The organism is Candidatus Tisiphia endosymbiont of Myopa tessellatipennis (assembly GCF_964031105.1).
Classification (GTDB): domain Bacteria; phylum Pseudomonadota; class Alphaproteobacteria; order Rickettsiales; family Rickettsiaceae; genus Tisiphia.
The window spans coordinates 745,620-768,269 of record NZ_OZ035005.1; the positions used below are offsets into that span (position 1 = coordinate 745,620).

At 33.8% G+C, this 22,650-nt stretch carries 19 protein-coding genes; 7 read left to right on the forward strand and 12 right to left on the reverse strand.

The window, feature by feature from the left end:
* Positions 1 to 474: 474 nt before the first annotated feature.
* From rpsB to mraY, 4 genes are all read left to right on the forward strand, one after another.
* Positions 475 to 1,362, forward strand: a complete 888-nt coding sequence (gene rpsB, locus AAHN03_RS03715) for a 30S ribosomal protein S2 (protein ID WP_342279142.1) — start codon at positions 475 to 477, stop codon at positions 1,360 to 1,362.
* A 390-nt stretch (positions 1,363 to 1,752) separates the two neighbouring features.
* Complete coding sequence (gene tsf / locus AAHN03_RS03720; protein ID WP_342279143.1) at positions 1,753 to 2,670, forward strand: translation elongation factor Ts; 918 nt, start codon at positions 1,753 to 1,755, stop codon at positions 2,668 to 2,670.
* Between the two features lie 27 nt (positions 2,671 to 2,697).
* Positions 2,698 to 4,068 carry a UDP-N-acetylmuramoyl-tripeptide--D-alanyl-D-alanine ligase gene (locus tag AAHN03_RS03725; RefSeq protein ID WP_342279144.1) on the forward strand — a complete coding sequence of 457 codons (1,371 nt, stop codon included), beginning with the start codon at positions 2,698 to 2,700 and terminating at the stop codon, positions 4,066 to 4,068.
* Positions 4,065 to 5,150 (forward strand): phospho-N-acetylmuramoyl-pentapeptide-transferase, encoded by a 1,086-nt coding sequence (gene mraY / locus AAHN03_RS03730; RefSeq protein ID WP_342279145.1) that lies wholly within the window; start codon positions 4,065 to 4,067, stop codon positions 5,148 to 5,150. The genes AAHN03_RS03725 and mraY overlap by 4 nt, the downstream gene beginning before the upstream one ends.
* Positions 5,151 to 5,204: 54 nt before the next feature.
* Here mraY and AAHN03_RS03735 read toward each other — a convergent pair whose 3' ends face one another.
* The 3 genes from AAHN03_RS03735 to infA form a co-directional block, all read right to left on the reverse strand.
* A complete protein-coding gene (locus AAHN03_RS03735) occupies positions 5,205 to 5,399 on the reverse strand; it encodes a palindromic element RPE1 domain-containing protein (protein WP_342279146.1) in 195 nt (64 codons plus the stop codon).
* Positions 5,400 to 6,186: 787 nt separating this feature from the next.
* Positions 6,187 to 6,819 (reverse strand): Maf family protein, encoded by a 633-nt coding sequence (locus tag AAHN03_RS03740; RefSeq protein WP_342279147.1) that lies wholly within the window; start codon positions 6,817 to 6,819, stop codon positions 6,187 to 6,189.
* Positions 6,820 to 6,834: 15 nt separating this feature from the next.
* A complete protein-coding gene (gene infA, locus AAHN03_RS03745) occupies positions 6,835 to 7,050 on the reverse strand; it encodes a translation initiation factor IF-1 (RefSeq protein ID WP_341748261.1) in 216 nt (71 codons plus the stop codon).
* Positions 7,051 to 7,334: 284 nt separating this feature from the next.
* Between infA and gatB the strand changes: the two genes are divergently transcribed.
* Together gatB and tsaD are read left to right on the forward strand one after the other, a co-directional pair.
* On the forward strand, positions 7,335 to 8,783 hold the full coding sequence (gene gatB / locus AAHN03_RS03750; protein WP_342279148.1) for an Asp-tRNA(Asn)/Glu-tRNA(Gln) amidotransferase subunit GatB: 1,449 nt from the start codon (positions 7,335 to 7,337) through the stop codon (positions 8,781 to 8,783).
* Positions 8,780 to 9,814 carry a tRNA (adenosine(37)-N6)-threonylcarbamoyltransferase complex transferase subunit TsaD gene (tsaD, locus tag AAHN03_RS03755; protein ID WP_342279172.1) on the forward strand — a complete coding sequence of 345 codons (1,035 nt, stop codon included), beginning with the start codon at positions 8,780 to 8,782 and terminating at the stop codon, positions 9,812 to 9,814. The genes gatB and tsaD overlap by 4 nt, the downstream gene beginning before the upstream one ends.
* A 14-nt stretch (positions 9,815 to 9,828) precedes the next feature.
* Here the strand turns inward: tsaD and AAHN03_RS03760 are convergent, their stop codons facing one another.
* The 7 genes from AAHN03_RS03760 to AAHN03_RS07655 all read right to left on the reverse strand — a co-directional run bounded on the left by AAHN03_RS03760 (position 9,829) and on the right by AAHN03_RS07655 (position 15,833).
* Positions 9,829 to 11,019: a multidrug effflux MFS transporter gene (locus tag AAHN03_RS03760; protein ID WP_342279173.1), complete on the reverse strand. Its 1,191-nt coding sequence runs from the start codon at positions 11,017 to 11,019 to the stop codon at positions 9,829 to 9,831.
* A gap of 428 nt (positions 11,020 to 11,447) precedes the next feature.
* Positions 11,448 to 12,509: an IS110 family transposase gene (locus tag AAHN03_RS03765; RefSeq protein WP_342278373.1), complete on the reverse strand. Its 1,062-nt coding sequence runs from the start codon at positions 12,507 to 12,509 to the stop codon at positions 11,448 to 11,450.
* Between the two features lie 145 nt (positions 12,510 to 12,654).
* A complete protein-coding gene (locus AAHN03_RS03770) occupies positions 12,655 to 12,816 on the reverse strand; it encodes a hypothetical protein (protein WP_341761540.1) in 162 nt (53 codons plus the stop codon).
* 690 nt (positions 12,817 to 13,506) lie between these two features.
* Positions 13,507 to 14,568, reverse strand: coding sequence for an IS110 family transposase (locus AAHN03_RS03775; protein WP_342278263.1), 1,062 nt, complete (start codon positions 14,566 to 14,568; stop codon positions 13,507 to 13,509).
* A 145-nt stretch (positions 14,569 to 14,713) separates the two neighbouring features.
* Positions 14,714 to 14,875 (reverse strand): hypothetical protein, encoded by a 162-nt coding sequence (locus AAHN03_RS03780; RefSeq protein WP_341761148.1) that lies wholly within the window; start codon positions 14,873 to 14,875, stop codon positions 14,714 to 14,716.
* A 78-nt stretch (positions 14,876 to 14,953) separates the two neighbouring features.
* Entirely contained in the window at positions 14,954 to 15,421 is a 468-nt protein-coding gene (locus AAHN03_RS03785) for a type II toxin-antitoxin system RatA family toxin (protein ID WP_341762669.1), read from the reverse strand.
* Between the two features lie 7 nt (positions 15,422 to 15,428).
* On the reverse strand, positions 15,429 to 15,833 hold the full coding sequence (locus AAHN03_RS07655; protein WP_410521321.1) for a DUF1674 domain-containing protein: 405 nt from the start codon (positions 15,831 to 15,833) through the stop codon (positions 15,429 to 15,431).
* Positions 15,834 to 15,849: 16 nt separating this feature from the next.
* Here AAHN03_RS07655 and AAHN03_RS03795 point away from each other — a divergent pair, with 16 nt between their 5' ends.
* Positions 15,850 to 16,617 (forward strand): 16S rRNA (uracil(1498)-N(3))-methyltransferase, encoded by a 768-nt coding sequence (locus tag AAHN03_RS03795; RefSeq protein ID WP_342278195.1) that lies wholly within the window; start codon positions 15,850 to 15,852, stop codon positions 16,615 to 16,617.
* A gap of 43 nt (positions 16,618 to 16,660) precedes the next feature.
* Here AAHN03_RS03795 and AAHN03_RS03800 read toward each other — a convergent pair whose 3' ends face one another.
* Both AAHN03_RS03800 and AAHN03_RS03805 read right to left on the reverse strand, forming a co-directional pair.
* Complete coding sequence (locus AAHN03_RS03800) at positions 16,661 to 20,155, reverse strand: hypothetical protein (RefSeq protein WP_342278196.1); 3,495 nt, start codon at positions 20,153 to 20,155, stop codon at positions 16,661 to 16,663.
* Positions 20,156 to 20,171: 16 nt separating this feature from the next.
* The gene (locus AAHN03_RS03805; RefSeq protein ID WP_342279174.1) at positions 20,172 to 22,610 is read right to left on the reverse strand and encodes a VirB4 family type IV secretion/conjugal transfer ATPase; all 2,439 of its coding nucleotides are present in this window, start codon (positions 22,608 to 22,610) and stop codon (positions 20,172 to 20,174) included.
* Positions 22,611 to 22,650: the final 40 nt, after the last annotated feature.

Consider the following 22,650-nt stretch of genomic DNA (forward strand, 5'->3'; position numbering starts at 1 on the left):
AAAAGTTACATAACCCTTGCAAATATGTTGATTGAATATATAATAAGCTTTGCTTAAAATATATAGTTAACCCGATTAGCATTACTCAGTCATTGCGGGGAGGCGTAAGCCGCACAACTGTTGAAAGTTAAAAATCGTCACTGCGATAACCTTTGTAAGCCCTAAACCGTCTATTAGCGAGGAGTCGCTGTAGCGAGACGACGTGGCAATCTTGTGAAGAAGAGCTTACTTCATGAGATCGCCACGGTGTCTATCGACGCCTCGCGATGACGATTTTTAACTTTCAACAGTTGTGACTAAAGTGATGCCTCGCAATGACGCTAGTTTGCTATGGCTAAATGCTAGTATGGTTAACTATAATAAGCAAAATTCACACGTAAGAGCCTAGTTGTTAGTCCAATTTCTTTGGTATCAACTCTTACGGAGGAGTACCTATAATTAGGTACATAACTAACATTTTAAGGAGATTTAATAATGTCGAAACTACAAACTGTTAATGTCAGAGATTTACTTGATGCTGGGGTGCATTTTGGTCATAAAACCTCACGTTGGAATCCAAAAATGGCATCTTACATTTATGGTGTCAGAGATGATATCCACGTAATTGACTTACAACAAACTGCTGCCTTAATGCAGAGAGCTTTGGGTATAATTTATGAAACTGTCAAGAAAAATGGTAAAATATTATTTGTCAGTACTAAAGTTCAAGCCAGTGATATAGTAGCTGAATATGCAGAGAAATGTGGGCAATATTACGTTAACCACAGATGGCTTGGTGGTATGTTAACCAACTGGGGGACAATTTCTGGCTCAATAAAAAAGCTGGATAATCTTGAGAAAGTTTTGGGGAATGAAGAGGAATATTCCGGTTATACTAAGAAAGAAATACTGGAAATGACCCGTAAAAAGGATAAATTACTTAAATCCTTAGGGGGTATTAGACATATTGGAACAAGACCCAATTTGCTTGTGGTAATTGATACTAATAAGGAGCATTTAGCAATCCAAGAAGCAGTAAAATTAGGTATTCCAATAATTGCTATTGTTGACACTAACTCCAATCCAGATAATATAGACCACCCTGTTCCCGGTAATGATGATGCAATAAGATCTATAAGACTTTATTGCACCTTGTTTGCTGATGCCGTACTTGCCGGTATAGAAGAGGCTTTAGCTGCATCTGGTGTTGATTTAGGAAGCATAGCTACTCATGAAGAAAAAGGTACAAATATAAAAGGTGTTACTAAGTTAAAATCAACCAAGAAATTTTCTAAAACTCTAGACCTAAATAATCAAGAAGCACTAGAGTCAGAGTTTGAGACAGCTTTAGAGCTTGCAGAAGTTGCTACAACAACAAAATAACTAGTATACTGCTCGTAAATGAAGAGTTGATAGACGATAGAATCAAAATCATGATAGTAGCAGGAGTCAAAGGGTCAAGGTGCATAACTGTTGAAAGTTAAAAAACCGTCATTGTGCATAGGCGTCATTGCGAGGAGACCGCAGGTCGACGAAGCAATCTATATGACAAACTTCATGGATTGCCACGCTCACGTACGTTCGCTCGCAATGACGATTTAAGCCTTACAGCTACTTCTCGCTAATAGACGATTTTTTAACTTTCAACAGTTATGGGGTTGATGCTACCCCTGATTCCCCTTTGATGTCACCCCTGCGAAAGCAGGGGTCTAGAAAAGACTAAATAGTTTTTCCAATAAAAATAACTATAAACCTTAAATAAAGGAGAGTAAAATGATAAATGCTGTACTTGTAAAACAATTAAGAGAGAAAACTGCTGCAGGAATGATGGACTGCAAGAAGGCCTTGCTTGAAACAAAGGGAGATTTTGAAGCAGCTATTGACTGGTTAAGAAAAAAAGGATTATCAGCTGCAGCAAAAAAAGCCGATAGAATTGCTGCTGAAGGACTAACAGCAATAAGCATTAAAGATAATGTTGGGGCTATTATAGAAGTAAATTCGGAAACAGATTTTGTTGCAAGAAACGATAAGTTTCAGCAATTGGTTAGGAATATTGCTGAACTAGCTTTGACACAAGATAATTTACCATCACTAAAATTAGCAAAAACATCAACAGGTAGATCAGTTGAAGAAGAAATATTAGACAATATTGCTACAATTGGTGAAAATTTAAATCTACGTCGTATGGATGTCTTACGGGTATCAGAAGGTGTGGTTGCATCTTATGTACATAATACTGTTGCTGATGGTCTAGGTAAGATTTCTGTCATTGTTGGTTTACAATCAACTACCAAAGATAAAGCTAAGCTCCTGGAATTTGGACAGAAAATTGCTACCCATATAGCGGCAAGTAATCCTTATAGCCTTGATGCATCAAGTTTGGATCAAACATTAATTGAACGTGAAAAAAATATATTTTTTGAACAATCAAAAGCTTCCGGTAAACCGGACAATATCATTGAAAAAATGGTTGAAGGTAGAATACGTAAGTTCCTAGCAGAAGTTGTTCTGCTTGAACAAAACTTTTTATTTGATGATAAATTAACAGTTTCTGAAGTTATGGATAACACTGCAAAAGAATTAGGAACTTCGATTAAAATTACACAGTTTATAAGATATGAACTAGGTGCAGGCATAAAGCAAGAAGATAAAAATTTTGCGGACGAAGTTGCAGCTGTCATGCAAAGCTAGGAAAAACTGATTATATTTGAGAAAATAATGATTTGGTCAGCAAAAGACTTAAGTAGTGCGTTGAATATTGAAGTACATCCTGATATTCAGGGGAGGCAGATTCAATTTAACTCTAATTCCGTTGCAAACGGCGATTTATTCATTGCTCTGCAAGGTAATAATGATGGACATAATTATGCCTTACACGCTCTAGAACAAGGAGCAAATGCAGTAATTATTAGTAAGGAAATAAAAGGATTACCTGATAATAAAGTAATTATGGTCTCTGATACCTTAACTGCTATACACCACATGGCTGAGTATAAACGTAAAAAATCTAAAGCAAAGTTTATTGGTGTTACCGGTAGTATTGGTAAAACGGGTACTAAGGAAGCAATCAAAACTATATTAAGTTATTTTGGACCTACTTTTGCTAGCAGAGGAAATTTTAACAACCACCTTGGCGTGCCTATAAATCTTGCTTCGATGCCTGATGATATAGAATATGCTGTTTTTGAAATGGGTATGAATCATTCAGGAGAAATAAGAGAGCTGACAAAAATGGTACGACCTAACATATCAGTAATCACCACAATAGCGGAAGCCCATCTTGAATTTTTTGAATCTATGCTTAGTTTGGTTGATGCCAAATGTGAAATTTTTGAAGGAATGCCAAGAAATGGCATAGCTGTTGTAAATTCAGACCATCAATATTATGACCGAATTTTACAAAATCTTAAACAATTATCGATTAATAATATATATAGTTTTGGTAAGTCCGAAGGCACAGATTCTAGATTAATATCATATGAGCATATTGGACAAGAAGTACGTCTACATTATTCTATCTGTAACACTAAAATAGATATTAAAATTCCTTTTGTACCGGAACATTATGCTAGAAATTATACTGCCGCTCTTCAGGTAGCAGCAATACTGAACTTAGATATTAATGCTGCAGCAACACAATTAAGCAAAATATCATTAACTGAAGGACGTGGTAAACTAGTCAACGCTAAATATAATGGTCAGAACTATCAAATTATCTGTGATTATTATAATGCTAATCCAGCATCAGTAAAAGCTGCTTTATTATATCTAAAACAGCTTAGTGGACAGAAAAAAGTTGCTATACTAGGTGATATGCTAGAATTGGGAGAAAATTCGATAAAATTCCATAAAGACTTAATACCAGCAATTCTTGATTCTAGTACTAAGAGGGTTTTTTTAGTAGGTAATCTTACCAAACATATATACGATTCTTTGCCAAATGACATAGAAAAAATGCATTTTGATAATGTTGATTTGTTGATAGAAAACTTAAATGAATTACTTAAAGGCGATGAATTACTCTTACTAAAAGGATCTAACAGTATCAAACTTAGTAAAATTACACAATCTTTTGAATTGCTACAATGATATACAACCTTCTTGCCCCCTATATACATAAATTACATATAGCAAATTTATTCCACTATGTTACTTTTCGTATTGGACTTGCCATATTATTTAGTTTGACCCTTTCTTTTTTAATAGGGTCTAGATTAATTAGATTTTTACAAAATTTACAAAAATATGGTCAACCAATTCGTGACGACGGACCAGAAACGCACAAAGCAAAAGTAGGAACACCAACTATGGGGGGGATAATGATTATCCTCACCGTTTGTTTTTCCACTCTATTATTCTCTGACCTTACTAATAAATATATATGGATAGTGTTATTTGTCTTTGTTAGTTTTGGTGTACTTGGTTTTATGGATGATTATGCTAAAGTAACAAAACACCACTATAGAGGCGTTAGCGGAAAGAAGAAATTATTATTTCAGTTCACTATTTGTCTAATTGCCTGTTTACTATTAAGAGATTCCAATAGTCAGGGAAACAATCTTCTCACTATTCCATTTTTTAAAAATTTATTGATTGATTTAGGTTTGTTTTATATACCATTTAGCATGTTTGTTATAGTTGGTGCATCAAATGCGGTGAATCTAACAGATGGTCTTGATGGTCTTGCCATAGTACCTATTGCTATTACTGCAGGTTCTTTTACCTTAATTATTTACTTGGTTGGTAATAGTTTCTATGCAAATTATCTACAAATTATGTATATACCAAATATTTCTGAATTAACTATCTTCTGTGCTTCAATTGTTGGTGCTAGCCTAGGATTCTTATGGTTTAATGCACAGCCAGCAGAAATTTTTATGGGAGATACTGGAAGTCTAAGTCTTGGTGGCGTTCTTGGTGTTATTAGCGTTATAACCAAACATGAAATTGTACTAGCAATTATCGGCGGATTATTTGTTATTGAAACTTTATCAGTAATTATTCAAGTATATTATTTTAAAGCTACTAATGGTAAAAGAATTTTCAAAATGGCCCCGCTGCACCATCATTTTGAGAAACATGGCTGGCCAGAATCAAAAGTTGTGATACGCTTTTGGATTATAGCCATAATATTTGCTCTAATTGGTTTATCTTCACTAAAACTACGATAGAAAAGCTATAGTCAATTCAGGAGGATTGGGTAGCAGGAGCGATCGAAGACGGCACTACCTACTTCTCATCAATTGACTATATATATTAGACTTCTTTCGAAACTCTACTTCTGCTGGTGATTTGTACGTCGATGCGGTACTCGAATCCTCACGTACATTAGAGTACGCTACGGTTCTGCGTTCCGCGTCTCCTTCAAATCCCTCAGCATAAGCGAGTTTCGAAAGAAGTCTAATATCGTTGCCACTCAACAGTTTCACCTGCAGTAAATGATGTTGGTTCAGAAATTACCGTAAGATATAATTCGAAATTAAAAAAACTTATTGTTGATTTTAGCTAAGTGATAATTTAAAATTAAAAATGAAGTAACTGCAAAGTTACTTTGGGGTGTCGAAACCTCCATTTAAGAGCGGTAAGCATCAACCGATAAAATGATGCTCTTCGATTTGCCATGGTCGGGGAGATGCTAGCTATGTTCAAGGCTTGGGGTGTAAACTTCAAGCCTAAAGGCTATCATAACTGTCTCTTAAAGGTTTTTCGAACTCCCCGATCGCCAAGATATATATAACCTATAAAACTTTTTTTTATCATTTTATCTTTGGCGATCAAAACTCTTAATTATTAAAACATTAGAGAAGGGGGCGCATATGAACAACCAACAAGCCATTATCTTATTATATTCATCACATGCCCGTTTTGAACTAATAAGGCAATTTTTGTAAGGAAAATAATTTTACAATAATAAACATTATCGACGCACCAAATAAATACGATGACAGTATACTTCGCGAATTAATTTATACAGTAAGCAAACAAAACAATTATAATAGTTCTATCAATCTAATCATCGATGACAGTATATTTATTTCGTAACTTGGGTGGTAATTACTACTTTATTAGAAGCTAAGCTGATTAATAGGCTTTATATTCAAGAAAATATATTGCATACTGCCAATATTGAAAAAGATAATTCTTCTTGGAATGAAAATTTATGTTAAGTTACTATTTTTTTATTGACTTCTATTACGGATGCTCAGGTTATTTAAGAGGTATATTTTTAAAACCTAAAGAAGTAAGCATATGCATGGTTTCCAGTAGTGGTAATCCCATAATATTTGAGTAAGATCCATATATGCTAGGAACAAAGGCTTCGGCATATCCATGAATTCCGCAGCCGCCTGCTTTATTGATTCCTTCATCTAGGCTACAGTAAAATTCTATCTCTTGCTGGCTCAATCTTTTAAACTTGACTATGGTTTGCACTAATTTTTGTCGCAGTAGCACTTGTTCGAGAGTCTTTTTTATTATACAGATACCTGTATAAACCCTATGACGCTTTCCAGATAAAATATTAAGGCAATATCTAACATCTTCACTTGTTAAAGCCTTGGGTAGTATTTTTCTACCGTGAACCACAACAGTATCAGCTGCTATAATTATAGCTTCACCACTTATTTTTTTGGCAACAACCTCGGCTTTTTCCTGTGCTAATCTTGTTACCAATTGGTTTGGTAACTCTCGTAAGTACTCTGTTTCATTTATATTAGCGGGAATAATTTGTGTAGGAAATACCTTTATTCTTTTTAGTAATTCAAGCCTTGCAGGTGATTGTGAGGCTAGAACTATAGGTATATTCTGCTGTTCTAAAAAAGTGGATTCTATATTTGACATAAAATATGAAAGACTCTAATGACGGTGGATAACACGACCTTTTGTTAGATCATAAGGCGTCATTTCCACTGTGATTTTATCTCCGACAAGTATCCTAATACGATTCTTACGCATCCTACCAGAAGTATGGGCGATAATAAAATGACCATTTTCCAACTTCACTCTAAAAGTTGCGTTAGGCAAAAGCTCAAGGACAACGCCTTCAAAATTAATTAGCTCTTCTTTGCTCATTACAACTTAACTAAATTATAATTTTTAATTTCTAAAATGGCTTGCCATAGTGGACAATTTCAGAACCACGCTTGACATAAAATTATAATTATTCAAACGCTTATACACCAATATTAAAGAATCTACATTAATATAAAAAATTTGCAAGTAATATCAGGATCACCTCATGAAAAAAGATGTAGAAAATAAAGATTTATAAAAAACTACAATTTTTATTGAAAATATGATAAAGATTTAATCTTAAGAATTTTTCACATTTTAATAGTAAACTAAAGAGATTTTAAATGGCTTATATTATTGGTAATACAGGTAAATGGGAATATGTTATAGGTGTGGAGATACATGCTCAAATTTCTTCAAAATCCAAGCTTTTCTCTGCTAGTTCTGCCGAATTTGCTGCTCCTCCCAATTCACAAGTATCGTTGATTGATGCAGCAATGCCTGGAATGTTACCAGTATTAAATGAATATTGTGTCCATCAAGCAATTAAGACCGGTCTCGGACTTAAGGCAAAAATTAATCTTAATTCAAGATTTGATCGTAAGAATTACTTTTACCCTGACCTACCGCAAGGGTATCAAATCTCGCAATTCTATAATCCAATTGTCCAAGATGGTTATTTAGACATAGTAACTCAGCAGGGAGCAACCAAGAAAATTAGAATTAATCGTTTGCATTTAGAACAAGATGCGGGCAAATCTATCCATGATCAATCTCCGTATTATAGCTTCATTGATTTAAACCGGGCTGGTGTAGGATTAATGGAAATTGTTACTGAACCAGACCTTAGCTCACCGGAGGAAACGGCTGAATTTATTCGTAAACTCAGGACTTTGTTGAGATATATAGGAAGTTGTGATGGTGACATGGAAAAAGGCTCGTTACGTTGCGATGCTAATGTTTCAGTAAGGCTGCCTAAGAATCCACTTGGAACAAGGTGTGAGATTAAGAACATAAATTCGATTCGTAATATTATGCGGGCAATAGAGTTTGAAGCAAATAGGCAAGTAAGTTTAATCGAAAATGGTCAGACAATAATACAGGAGACTAGATTATTTGATGCCGAAATTGGTGAAACTAGGACAATGCGTTTAAAAGAAGAATCTCATGACTATAGATATTTTCCTGATCCAGATCTATTACCAATAGTTTTATCTGAGGAGCTGATAGAGCAATTAGCTCGGGAGCTACCGGAACTTCCGGATGCAAAAATTAAAAGATATATTGCAGAATATAGTTTAAATACATATGACGCTGAGGTTCTTGCGGCTGATGAACAGGTAGCATATTATTTCGAAGCAGCAGTGACCTTATGCAGTCCTAAGATACTTGCTAATTGGATTATTAGTGAGTTATTTGGTCAGCTTAATAAAAATTCCATTAGCTTAAATGAGTGTAAAATTACCCCGAAAATGCTTGCCCAAATGGTCAAGCTAATAGAAGATGGGGTGATTTCGGGAAAAATTGCCAAAGTAGTTTTCGAAACTATGTTTGAAACTGGTGAGCAACCGGAAAAAATTATTAAAGAAAAGGGCTTAGTGCAAATGTCAGATAGTGGTATACTATCTGCTATAATTGACGAAATATTGTCGGAGAATCCTGATTCTGTTGCTGCTTATAAAAGCGGTAAGGATAAGTTATTTGGCTTTTTCGTAGGACAAGTAATGAAAAAAACTGAAGGTAAGGCCAATCCTAGCCTAGTGAATGATTTATTAAAGGAGAGATTACAATAATTAAAATATTGGGTATTGAGTCAAGTTGTGATGATACTGGCGTGGCAATAGTCACCTCAGATAAAGAAATTTTGTCAAATATTGTTATTTCCCAATATCAAGAGCATAAGCTATTCCAAGGGGTAGTACCGGAAATTGCCGCTAGATCACATTTGCAGAATTTAGAAAAAGCAGTTAGATATGTTTTAGATGAAAGCCATCTTGAGTTATCTGATATAGATGGAATCGCAGCCACTTCAGGTCCTGGCTTGATAGGAGGAGTAATAGTTGGATCAATGTTTGCTAGGTCCATTGCTAGTGTCTTAAAGAAGCCTTTTATTGCAGTTAACCACTTAGAAGGACATTTACTTACTGCTAGATTAACCAATAAGGCTGAATATCCTTACTTACTTCTATTAGTTTCCGGTGGACATTGTCAATTTGTTGCCACTTCCTCCCTTGGCAAATATAAAATTTTAGGACAAACTATAGATGATTCGGTTGGAGAGTGTTTTGATAAAGTAGCTAAAATGTTGGGTTTGCCTTTCCCTGGAGGCGTAGAAATTGAGAGAAGAGCAAAATTTGGCGATCCGTCTAAATATATTTTACCAAAACCTATTATTCATCAAACTGGCTGTAATATGTCGTTTTCAGGTTTGAAGACTGCAGTACGCATATTAATATCCAAATTAGAACCTATAGGTGATCAAGAAATTAATGATATAGCAGCCAGCTTTCAATATGTGGTTGGAGAAATCTTGTCAGTAAAAATGCTTAATAGCTTTAGAATGTATGAAGAATTTATAGGTAAGTCGCTATTGCCACAAAAAACTTGCGTGCTTGCCGGGGGGGTTGCTGCTAATGATTATTTGAGGTCTATACTTAAGTATCAAGCTGCAACCCAAGGATATGCACTTTTACTACCCCCAGCACATTTATGCACTGATAATGCTGCTATGATCGCTTATGCTGGGCTAGAACGTCTACAAAACAATCTTACTAACCGACTCGATTTCTGTCCTAGAGCTAAATGGAGCTTAGAGGATTTATAAAAATGGGTAATCTATTAATTATTCTTCGCCATTTGCTGCTTATTAATAACAATATGAAACACTAACATCATACTAATTGAAGTGATCAGCATGAATAATGGTAATTGTGTCAATGATCCGTTATGCATATATCCCATTAATGCTGTAAAACTTGTGGCAATTACATAATATATAAAACCAAAAAGCGAAGCTGCTGTGCCAGCAAATTTGCCATAATTTTCCAAAGCTTGACTTAAGCAATTTGTAGCTATCATAGTTATACCAGTAATAATCATACCTAGCCATATTAAAGTTTGTACTAAAGACCCTGTCACATTATCTGTATTAATTAGATTAAAATAGCTAGATAAAAAGAATAGTAGAGATCCTAAACACATAACCTTAATAGCTGCAAAAATAATATTATCAGAGGTTCTTTGCAGTTTATGCATCTTTTTGGATATAAGCCCACCTAAAGCTAAGGGAATACATATAAAAAATGATATCATACCAAATGATGAAGTTAAAATATTTAGTCCTGAGATAAAATAAAAAGGTGCTTCAGTAAAATAGCCAAATAAAATACCATTCACTGCTCCAATTAAAAATGCTAAACCAAGCAATCTTGGATCTTTGATCATTTTACCAAAACATTCTTTATAAAGTGGAATAACCAAACGTTCAGTTCTAAGATTTAGGTTAGTTTCTGGAAGTCTGACTGATATTAATACCATGATAAATATTGCAATCATTATCAGAACAAGAAATACCGCCGACCAATGATAAAATTTTATAACAAAACCACCGATAACTGGTCCTATAGCAGGAGAAAACGCCATGGCAATAGATATCGTTGAGAACATTTTACCACGCTCTTTTGGTTTTACTGCATCTCTAGCTATGGCTTGCCCTAATACCGATCCAACACTAACTCCAAAAGCTTGCATAAATCTTGCAGCCAGTAATATATTAATATTATCTGCGAAATAACAAATGAAGCACGATAAAGCATAAATCAAAAATCCTGTAAGTAAGCAAGGTTTACGCCCATAACAATCAGATAAATTACCCCATATTAAAATACCAACAGCCAAGCCAAGCAAAAAAATAGTCAGAGTGTATTCTGCTAAATTAGCACTAATTGCTAAATCTTTGGCTAAGTCAGGAAGGGAAGGAGCATAAATAGTCTCACTTAATTGGGGTATTGCAATAATTAATATAATAATATATAGTGGCGCGACTCATCTTCGAGATAAATATGAGCAGAAATTATGCTATAGAACGTGAGTATTATGCGACGAGTGGAGTGTAGAATTAAATTCTCGTTACTGACTACATGTATGGACCTCCTGTAAAATGCAAGAAAAAAATAACATCTAATAGCAAAAATGCAAATGCATACATGTATCCGGCTTATAGTTAATAAATTATGTATAATTTATCCTACAGCCCTGATGGAATTCGCTGGCTTACAAACTATATACTTATCATTTTATCGGCTTCAAAGAGCCATTGTAGTCATCAGTTTCTTTGTAAGCTAAGGTTTGTCTTATTTACCATCAATATTATTATCTCACGCATATTCCGGGTTGGAATCTCTTACATATTCTTTGTTTACCTATTAATTAATAAACCACTATTTATTTTATGTTAATTATAATAGCTCTGTGCTACAAACTTTACTCTCTACATAATCATCCCCTGACCTTAGTACTGCAAACACCACTCTTGCCAGTTTATTAGCTACAGCAACTACTGTTTTATTATGTCCATTTCGCTCAGATAAATTAAACATCCACTGCGTAAATTTGCTAAAATCTTTTTTAGATTTTTGTTCTTCCGATGTAAATCTTATCTTGGCATTTAGTACAGCTCTAGCTCCTTGGATCAATAGAGTACGCAAGTAAACATCACCTCGCTTGCTAATTCCAAGCAACTTATCTTTCCCTCCACTGGAATGCTGCCTTGGCACTAATCCAAACCATGCCGATAATTGCCTGCCATTCTCAAAACTTGTAGCATTACCTATTGATGCTATTAAAGCAGTAGCAGTAATTAAACCAAGACCAGGTATAGCTGTTAATCGTTGATATTGAGTTAAGTTGCTAGCTATTATTTTTAATCTTTTTTCTATCTCTTTTATTTTTTTGTCATTATCCAAAAATTCCTCTTTCAGTTCACTAAATGTTTGGTAACCTAGCTGACTCAAATTTCCTTCATCTAAAATCTCAGTTAATTTTGTTACAACCTTATTGATCCCTTGAGGAATAATAAAACCAAATTCATGTAATAATCCTCTAATTTCATTCGCAAGTGCCGTACGGTTTTTTACCAATCTCTCTCTTACCCGATGAATTGACAAAATATCTTGTTGTTCTACAGTTTTAATTGGTACAAACCTCATATTTGGTCTTGTTACCGCTTCACATATAGCTTCTGCATCAGCTTGATCATTTTTATTAGTTTTAACATACGGTTTGACAAATTGTGCTGCCATTAGTTTTACTGTATGCCCCAATTTAGTTATTTCTCTTGCCCAGTAACTAGCTCCGCCGCAAGCTTCCATCCCTACCAAACATTTTGGTAAATTAGCCATAAATGTTAAAACTTGATCTCTCATTAATTTTTTCTTTAATACCGTCTTACCATTTTTATCTACACCATGAATTTGGAAAATTCTTTTTGCAATATCTATACCAATTGTGGTAACTTCCATCTTAGCCTCCTGATTGTTATTTTAATATTTAATATTAACTTTAGAAGATTAGCAACTGCTTTTCATTCTGTATATCAGGAGGTCCATACCATTATTTTTTCACCTGTGGAATTTTATAATAAAGAAATACTGATAAAAGTGTACTTTAATGACAAGAGTTTTTATTTGAAACAAAACAATGGTAATACACATAAGAAGCATTATGTTGACTAATTTTTAGTATGTCAAGTAGAAAAGTGATGTTTACATGACTACAAACTTCATGCCAAAACCACTGCGAACCTGATTCTTTAGACGTTTCAAGCACTTTTTCGTCTCGAAGATGAGGCGCGACTATGATATTCTCAATTTTATCTAGTTTCATTAATAACTCCCATTAGTTGCAGATATTGTCCTTTATACATTAAAATTTTGGAACATTACACAAAATTTTTGGATGCTAAATGATCTCAAATATTGATGTAAGATATTGGTTTAATAGCCTAGGGTGTCCCTGCACCTTCGGATGTCACCCCACAACTGTTGAAAGTTTACAAATACCTATACTACAGCGTCTATTAGCGAGCGTAAGCGACTCATCTTCGAGATAAATATGAGCAGAAATTATGCTATAGAACGTGAGTATTATGCGACGAGTGGAGTGTAGAATTAAATTCTCGTTACTGACTACATGTATGAACCTCCTGTAAAATGCAAGAAAAAAATAACATCTAATAGCAAAAATGCAAATGCATACATGTATCCGGCTTATAGTTAATAAATTATGTGTAATTTATCCTACAGCCCTGATGGAATTCGCTGGCTTACAAATTTACTATATACTTATCATTTTATCGGCTTCAAAGAGCCATTGTAGTCATCAGTTTCTTTGTAAGCTAAGGTTTGTCTTATTTACCATCAATATTATTATCTCACGCATATTCCGGGTTGGAATCTCTTACATATTCTTTGTTTACCTATTAATTAATAAACCACTATTTATTTTATTTTATGTTAATTATAATAGCTCTGTGCTACAAACTTTACTCTCTACATAATCATCCCCTGACCTTAGTACTGCAAACACCACTCTTGCCAGTTTATTAGCTACAGCAACTACTGTTTTATTATGTCCATTTCGCTCAGATAAATTAAACATCCACTGCGTAAATTTGCTAAAATCTTTTTTAGATTTTTGTTCTTCCAATGTAAATCTTATCTTGGCATTTAGTACAGCTCTAGCTCCTTGGATCAATAGAGTACGCAAGTAAACATCACCTCGCTTGCTAATTCCAAGCAACTTATCTTTCCCTCCACTGGAATGCTGCCTTGGCACTAATCCAAACCATGCCGATAATTGCCTACCATTCTCAAAACTTGTAGCATTACCTATTGATGCTATTAAAGCAGTAGCAGTAATTAAACCAAGACCAGGTATAGCTGTTAATCGTTGATATTGAGTTAAGTTGCTAGCTATTATTTTTAATCTTTTTTCTATCTCTTTTATTTTTTTGTCATTATCCAAAAATTCCTCTTTCAGTTCACTAAATGTTTGATAACCCAGCTGGCTTAAATTTCCTTCATCTAAAATCTCGGTTAATTTTGTCATAACCTTATTGATCCCTTGAGGAATAATAAAACCAAATTCATGTAGTAGACCCCTAATTTCATTAGCAAGGGCAGTACGATTTTTTACCAATCTCTCTCTTACTCGATGAATTGATAAAATATCTTGTTGTTCTACAGTTCTAATTGGTACAAACCTCATATTTGGTCTTGTTACCGCTTCACATATAGCTTCTGCATCAGCTTGATCATTTTTATTAGTTTTAACATACGGTTTGACAAATTGTGCTGCCATTAGTTTTACTGTATGCCCCAATTTAGTTATTTCTCTTGCCCAGTAACTAGCTCCGCCGCAAGCTTCCATCCCTACCAAACATTTTGGTAAATTAGCCATAAATGTTAAAACTTGATCTCTCATTAATTTTTTCTTTAATACCGTCTTACCATTTTTATCTACACCATGAATTTGGAAAATTCTTTTTGCAATATCTATACCAATTGTGGTAACTTCCATCTTAGCCTCCTGATTGTTATTTTAATATTTAATATTAACTTTAGAAGATTAGCAACTGCTTTTCATTCTGTATATCAGGAGGTCCATACCATTATTTTTTCACCTGTGGAATTTTATAATAAAGAAATACTGATAAAAGTGTACTTTAATGACAAGAGTTTTTATTTGAAACAAAACAATGGTAATACACATAAGAAGCATTATGTTGACTAATTTTTAGTATGTCAAGTAGAAAAGTGATGTTTACATGACTACAAACTTCATGCCAAAACCACTGCAAACCTGATTCTTTAGACGTTTTAAGCACTTTTTTGTCTCGAAGATGAGCCACGAAGGCAGAAATCTATAGTATTTAATAGCCTTTTAGGCTATTTTGATCCCTATTTCAAGAGTAGTTTGCTAAGTTTATTTTAGTTAACATAGTATCTGCCCTTTTTTCAAATGCATCAACCATTTTTTCAGTAGCATCAGTAAAAAATATATTAACTAACTTGTCAACTATTGCAAATTTCATCTTAAAATCAATAAAGAACTCTATCTTACTACCAGTATCTTCTTTAGAAAATTGCCATAAGTTTTTTAAATATTTAAATGGTCCAGAAACTGCTTCTACTTCAATAGAATAGCTTTGTTTCGTTAAATCATTTGAGTATATAATTTTTGATTGATATTTGTCTGTGAAACCTTTCAACTGAATTACTAATTCAGCTATAATTTGATTCTCGCTCTCCGAGATAATTCTAGCAGCCTTACACCATGGCAAAAATTCAGGATATGACTTTACATCAAGAACTAAGTAATATAATTCTTGTGCATTATATGGTAGAACTTTGATTTGATGAAAACTTGGCATAAATTTTTTAAAAATCAGTTACCCTACCTTTATGCTGCCAATCTCCGTGGATAGTGGGTTCTTGACCCTTGAAACCACCTATTTCCTTTGGCTTTTCTTTTTTATCTTCTAATAGACTTCCTGCATAAGTCAATCTAGTTGGTAATTTTGTCGTCGAAACTGGTCTTGCTCCGTAACAATCGTCTATTGTATACCCTTCGCCTTTCAAGTGTTGGCGTTGTGGCACGATGGGACTTCGCGTAGGAATAACGGTTTGACTACGCTCCGTTCGCTCGCCACTTGTACGCCTAGCCAACTCTTGAAATTCATCTAGTATACTGCTTACGGTATACGGCTTCGTTTCTTCTAAAAATCCCGGGGCTATCTTTGACTTATGCAGAAAGTCTATTATAGTATCTTTTTTGTTATCCATAAATGTACCTAAAATTATGAAATTTTCTCGTCTTCACAGAATATATACCAATATCAAACTAATTGAAAACTATTCGTTAAATCTTGCAGAAGATCATAGTCACTACCTTAAAACAGTATTACGACTAAAGGTTGGCGATCATTTTAGAATTTTTAACGGCACAGATGGTGAGTTTATAGCACAAATTACTGGTATGACAAAAAATAATTTACATGTTGGACTTACTAATATTTTAAGAAAAGCAACAGTTGAACCTGAACTTACTTTAGGAATATCCATTATTAAAAGTGATAGAATGTTGGATGCCATAGATATGGCTGTACAGCTTGGGGTAACAAAAATTATTCCACTAATAGCAGAAAGATCTCAATTTCGCACTGTTAATACTCAAAGATTGATGAAATGTATTATCGAATCTACAGAGCAGTCCGAACGTTTAATACCCTGCATTCTTATGCCAGTAGTATCACTTAGTCTTTTCCTAGAACAAACTCTAGGTAGTTCTATAATATATGCCAATGAAAATGAAGATGAAAATAATACTTTATTAAAAATCATGCCTATATACTCATCAGATATTTCGGCAAATCTTTCAGTTGTTGTTGGTCCAGAAGGTGGTTTTTCACAAAATGAACTCCAAATTCTTTCATTAAGACCCAATACTTTATCAATAAGTCTAGGGTCAAATATCCTCCGAACTGAAACGGCCGTAGCAACATGTCTAGCACAAATTAAATTACTCACAGCTAGTTGCGTTGCAACTAAACCAATCCTCCTAAATTGACTAATAGTAATGGTGATAGCCTGATGTCTTTATCAAACTCAGGTTATTTCAGTTGATATTTAATAGTAACATTTAAAGTTCCTCCACCAACTATTCCCACACAAGTATTAATATTATTTTTACCATTTTGTAAATGTGGCATAAGATTAAGTTGTGCTAGGTCATTAGCTCTACCTATGTCGGATGCTTTTACAAAATTGCCATTTTTAGAAATGTAAACATTACAGTGAGTACGGTCAGCATTGTAATTTCTACATTCCATAGAGTTAAAGTTATCAGGGTCAGTATGAATAAGCTGATTATTAACTTTAATCATTATGTAATCGTCATAATATGAGCCAGTACCACCTATGGTGAAAGAGCTTAGCATGTTAGTATTTGGTATATCAAACTCATAATTTACGCAATAAAATGTATTAACAGCATGTGCTGCAGAATCGTATGAACCACCAAGTACAAAAGTTCCAACCTTAGTGGCATTATCATAACTATTTTTAACAGGAAAATCTTTTTTATCGCTTGCATATTTAAAATTAAGACCAGTATTCTCTTTACATCCTACACCATCCGGTAAGCCTTCAAAGGCCACTGTTTTAGTATCGATATTTGATAGACAATAACGTTGTAGTGGTTTATTCGGATCAATTAGTACCCAACCAGGTTTACAAGTACCTAGTGCCAAATCACCTATTTCTGTACTAGACCATGTTGCGTTACCACTGGCATTAGTCGGGGTGGTAATTGCTTGACATTTAGGGGCAGGAACTGAAGTACAAAAACCTAATTCTTGTGGGGTTTTATCTCGGATTGCAGCAGTCTTTTCAATAGAAGTACCATCCTGATAAACAAGAGTACCATTCTTCTTATTGACAAAAATACCATTTTCATTGACAATAACATCATCCTTATCTACAGGGATCCCATCTTTATCGACAAAAGCACCATTCTTATCAATAAGAACACCATCCTTATTAAAAGTAGCAGTGTAATACTTTCCATCAGTGTTTATTGTAGGGCCTAGTGACGGGGAAGGATCGATTCTATTATTACTATCTACAGACACTTTACATACTTCAACATCTGGCTTACGATTATTTTTATAACAATACGCAGAGTTAGCACATTTATAAATCGTAATACCCTTTGTCTTAAGATCATCTATAGTCTCCGCAGAATTACAACCAGTATGAGTATCCTGACAGATTTGCAGGCCTAGGTATTGCATACTTTTTGTCTTAAATTTTGAGCAATCAACTGTATCTGATTCAAGTAGTTTTGCTAGTACACAGTTAGTATTATTTACTCCCGGAACACATTTGTCTATATCTTTTAATTGTAAACAGCCATGCGTTGCACCTTGAATATATTTACCATTTATATATTCAAGACCCTTTAAATATACCACACCTGTAGTAGGAATTCCTTTAACATCATAAGGGGTCTTGTCGTCTTTATAGTTACCATATATAGTTAAAGGATTCATAGATTTTTTGCCAGAAAATGGCATAGCAGTATATATAGTTGGGGGGGTATTAGAAATATATGCCATGAAGGAAGTAAAATTAAATCCTGCTAAATTTATTATTTCTTCTGTCTTATTGGCTATTGGTATTGGATTACTAGCAGATAACGGTGTAATAACAGTACTAGTTGAATCAACAATATTCCCTTTATCGTCTGACACTCGTATTGACGCAATAAATTGAGGGTTATAATAGCTATTATTATGGCAAGTAATTCTAGGAAATCCTTCACACTGGTAGGTTAGGATTTGGTAACCATCTGTTACCCTGTCTTCACAACCAACCAAGCTATCTCCTTCTGCTACACAAATAGATTTTGGATCACGACTAAGATGAGGGTTTAAGGTAGTATTTCTAGTAATTGAAGCAACAAAAGACCTGTCATCAACATTATCTCTGAGCTTAAAGGTTTTCTTGAGCGGTAGTAAACTTGTACCATCTTGACCTTGTATACTAGGAAATGCAAGATTAACATCAATAAACTCGCCAATATTTATGCCCCATATTTCTTGACAAGTAATCTTACCATTTGCTCCTTCGCTATCACAATCAGGTAAATCATCAACATAGTAACTACTTGGTGTAGAGATATCACCTACTTTTTGTGCGTAGACTATCCTAAATCCATCTTCGCAACCATTCTCAGTAATACTACATTTAAAGTCAATTTTCGTGTTAACGCAAAGTTTTGTATCACCAGCTGAGCATTTTTTTATTGCATCGCGTTGAGCGGTAGCAATATGAATTCCTTTAGCTGAAGAAAATGGATCAAGATTGTTTATTCTTACACATTTATCGGTTTTTTGAGGATCTTCATTTTTACAAAGAGGCACAAGATTGTCTAAACTAACACGTACGACATTATGAATAAGATTATTTCTTAATTTAGATACTACGCATGGTGCATCTGAAGATTGAACAAATAAACCATTTTTCTTTTTACTGCATACAAGCTTTGTAGTGGGAGTAATAATGAATTGTTCTAATTTAGGGCAATATGGTGGTGGAAAAGGACCAAATGGTAATTCAACGCAACCAAATTGGTAGTCATCAACAGAACGATTTAGTGCACCAAGTGCTTCTACTATTTTTTTTGCCACCTCATACATCCATTGTTGTTCAAAAATATATCCTATCCATTTAACTATTTCTTTTATAACATCAAGACTTGGTGTATTGTCAGAAGCAATCATGTCTAATAACTTACCTAATAGTACTGATATACTCATACTAGACTTAATGTCTATTAAAAACTTTAGAATTTTTGCAAAAGGGTGTAACTCATCTGTTTTATGAAGAGGTTGTCTTATTGGATTCCAGTCCATCGGATCTAAGTGAACTCCGGTAGCTGAAACAAGATTTACCAAGCCAGGATCACTATATGCGCATAGCTTTGGTCTATTAAACGGTTTTCCGTCATCTCCAACAATCGGTTTTCCATCATCTCCAATAATCGGTTTATCATCTTCTGTAGAGCCAACATCATTCAAATGTTTTCCAGGTGTATAACCAGGGTCTGCTGGCGTTCCTTTACTATTCAAGGCTGTTGGTGCAACTGCAGGAACAGCAACCCTAGCACAAATTCTGAGTAAGGGTAGGGCATAAGCCCTAGGCCATATTACACATTCACCATCCCAATTCAAAGTAGTGGATTGATTCCAGCATGCAAATGCATTACAACTTTGAGTTCTTATACGAATCTTTGGTGCAAAATAGGAACTTTCTGTGGTATGTTCTGCACAGTGATGAAGATAAAATCCAATAAAATTCTCAGGAGGGTTAAATTGAATCAAGCAATTATCTGTATCACGTCCATCCCGCTTATTCCATGGTGGGCACATAGGATTTGGCTCTATTCCTTTTCTTGCGCTAGTTCCGTTCCATATTTCATCTATCGTGTCATAACCACAATTGCAAGGGTTACTGAGACATTGTGCAACTCCATCCCAAAATGATGCATAACTCTTGCTAGAGTAAATCAACAAAAAAAATGCTAGATAATATTTTTTTAGCACCAAACTCCTCTTACAACTAAATATGATTTAATGCTATATACAAAGGATTAATCCAATTATCAGGATGTCCTGGATATTGTTGTAATATTTCTTGATATATTTTCAATTCCTCGGTTCTACAGGATAGAATCTTGATAATGCCAATTAAACTTCCTATACTTAACTCCAAATCAATAGATTGATTATTTTGATTTATTAAGAACATTCTAGAAGCAATTGTAAATTTCGATAATTTATTTATTTCTGATTCATTTAATCCTAAAATTTGTTCTAAATACTGTAATTTTATTTCTGATGGTAAAATTATTTTAGTGTCTGTTAAATCCAACCAATTCTGTAGCACCTTTGTTTTTATCGACTGTAGATAACTAAAATTAAAATTACTAACCATTATTCCATTATTACTCAGCAATCTATCAGAAATCATTTGTGATATGTTATCAAAATTTTCCGGTCTATACAAGGAATCTAGATTATCTATTACTAATATTTTTGGACTCTTCCCTATAATAGTTAAGTGATAATTAAAAGCATATATTAATCCTACACATAAACTATTATGCTTAGTCAAATTCATTGAAAAATCTTCTAGAAGTTTTCTATCTGTTGGATAAAAACGTTCTGTAAAAGACTTCTCAGAGAAAGGGTACAAATTAAATCCGATTATGCCACCTTCAGATAAAGGGAATTTATCACTATCAAATATACCATCATATAATCCTCCTTTTGTATAATCAGTCAACCTTAGTTTAATTAAATCTCCACCTTCTATAGAAAAGTCCATTGTTTTTAAAATGGAGGAAAAATTACGATCTTTATTATCTAAAGTCCAAATTTTATCAGCGAAGTTTTCTAGAAAAGCTAATTCTGCTTTGGTTAGAGGGTAAAAAGAATGATTACAAATTATCTTAAGAAATTCGGTAACGAAATGCCTTGACTCTAGAGTATCATCTAGTAGAAATGGATTTATTAGGTTCTTCTCCTTTTCAAACCACTGCCCTTCAATTGATTCAACAAAAATCTTTGAATTATTATTATTGGAAAGATATAATATTGTTGGCTTGTATTTAGTGGCTTCAGAAATTAAAAAATTTGTTAGTACAGTCTTACCAGTATTAGCTGTGCCAAAAATACAAGTATTCCCTCTATTATTACTTTTAGCATGAAAATTCATAAAGTAAGGAGTTCCTTTTTCTGTTCTAAGCAAAGTCACCGCTTTACCCCATATGTTATTTTGGCTTCCGGTCGGGAAATTATGTAATGAGGCCAAAGCGGCGGTATTTTCTATAATTGTGGGAGCGAGCCTCCTAACATAGGAAAAGTTCCCTGGGAGTTGTGCCCAAAATGTCTGCTCTAAGTTTATATCTTCTCGCACATGGACAATGCCAATTTTAGCAAGTTCCTTAGATGCTTGGGCAATTGATTGATCCAATTTTTCCAAGTCTGACCCTATAATAGCAATAGAAATTTGTTGTTTACAAAATTGGTTCGGGATTGAAGCATCAAGGTTCATTATTTTATCTATTCCTGTAATTTCAGCAAGTTTAGTATCCTTACTAACTTGTAAAATATATGCCTGTTGTTCAAATGTTTTAGATACTTCTTTTTTATCAACGAAGTAAAATATTTCTGTTGCTATTAATTCTACAGGTAATTGTAGGAATCCATCAAGTGCAGCTGATGATACTTCTTGATATTCCTTTATTGAAATAATGGATGCAAACTTTTTATCATGCCTACTTATTACTTCAATCTTATCGTTACCAACTGCATATTGATTAGAGGATAAAGCATTAGATAGATTTGCAATCGGTACTAGGCAATATTCTTCGTTGAGATGGATTATTCTACGATATAAAAACATCAGATCAGAGTAAGATTCTTCCCCTTCAAATCTTATTCCTAACTTTACTGCACCGAAATCTTGTAAATCCAAAAGTATTGTATCAACAGTGCTATTTAGTATTTCAAAAACACTACTTAAGTACTTATTTTGGAGACTGATAACTTTATCAAAAAACAAAGATGTTATTAAAGAGTTGAGATTTTTAACTTTAATTTCAGCAGAATCATAAATTATTGAGATATATAAGGTGTTAACAAATTTATCATCCCAGTAATTCTTTTTTTGCCATAAATTGTGAATATTAGCTGGTAACAATTTATTGTAAGGAGTTGGGTCATCTAAGTTTGTCTTACGTCGTACAGTATGTATCCAAAATGCAAAATTTTTATTACGAACATTTTTCTTAATCGCATTACGCACTACTTCTCGTAAATTGAATAACTTAGTGCTAATATTTTCTGCATTGATACCATTTATTTGGATAGTTTGGAGTAGTTCACCATTCTTAGTTAACAAAGTATTCTCATTATAATGACAAGCAATTGGAATGAAATCCTCTGCAGAATTATTATATAAATCCTTATCAACTTTTCTTGAGTTGCTAGCTATTTTGAACACCAATGATACCTATCAAATACATGTTATTTAT